Origin of the sequence: Pyxidicoccus trucidator (genome assembly GCF_010894435.1) — a bacterium.
GTDB classification, from domain to species: domain Bacteria; phylum Myxococcota; class Myxococcia; order Myxococcales; family Myxococcaceae; genus Myxococcus; species Myxococcus trucidator.
In genome coordinates this window covers 1-668 of the sequence record NZ_JAAIXZ010000076.1, presented here as the reverse complement: position 1 = coordinate 668, position 668 = coordinate 1, and the positions used below count along the sequence as shown (strand labels likewise).

Annotated in this window: 1 protein-coding gene; it reads right to left on the bottom strand. The window is 66.8% G+C overall.

Annotated elements, in window-relative coordinates; translation table 11 throughout:
- Window positions 1-36 precede the first annotated feature (36 nt).
- Window positions 37-654, bottom strand: coding sequence for a DUF2381 family protein (locus tag G4D85_RS50960; protein ID WP_420821759.1), 618 nt, complete (start codon window positions 652-654; stop codon window positions 37-39).
- Window positions 655-668: the final 14 nt, after the last annotated feature.

The following is a 668-nucleotide window of genomic DNA, read 5'->3' as shown; positions in this document are numbered from 1 at the left end:
CCACGCGCAACTGGACGCCCGCGGGGCCCGTGCGCCTCAACCCCTCCGCGAACACCACGCCCATTCAGCACGCACGGACGAAGACGCGCTGACCCGACTCACCCGACATCTTCCTTGACGCTCACCGGTTCCATCCTCGTTCCACAACTTGAGTCTGAAGCCGCCCTGGGTCTCCTGCTCCGTCGCCTCTGCCTCGATCACAACCCGACCATCAATCACGCTGGGGTCAATGGGTTCACTCTGCCAGGGAGGCAGCGCGCGTAGCGTGCGGCGGCCAGGGCCCACCAACTCTGCTCCGGCCGCAGTCCACGGTAACGCCCCGGCGGGCGCCTCCAGCGACACCTGCACCGCCACGAGTCCCCTGGCGCGGTAGCTGATGGCGCTCATCAGACTGAGGGCACTCGCTGGATGCAGACTGATGTCCTTCATGACGTCCTTGGCCACAACCCCGTTCCTGTCCAGGCGCCTCGCGGCCAGGAGTCCCGTCAAGCCGCGTGGCCCTCCACGCTCCGAGCGGAGCCGTGCAGTCTCCTCGCGGCATTGCTGAAGCTGGAGTCCCTTCTCCTTCTCCGCCTGCTGGTAGGACGCCAAGGTGCGTTTCTGGCGAAAGACCTCCACCTGGCGCGTGGCACGGGCCGGATGTACCACCAGCACGAAGCTGATGCTCG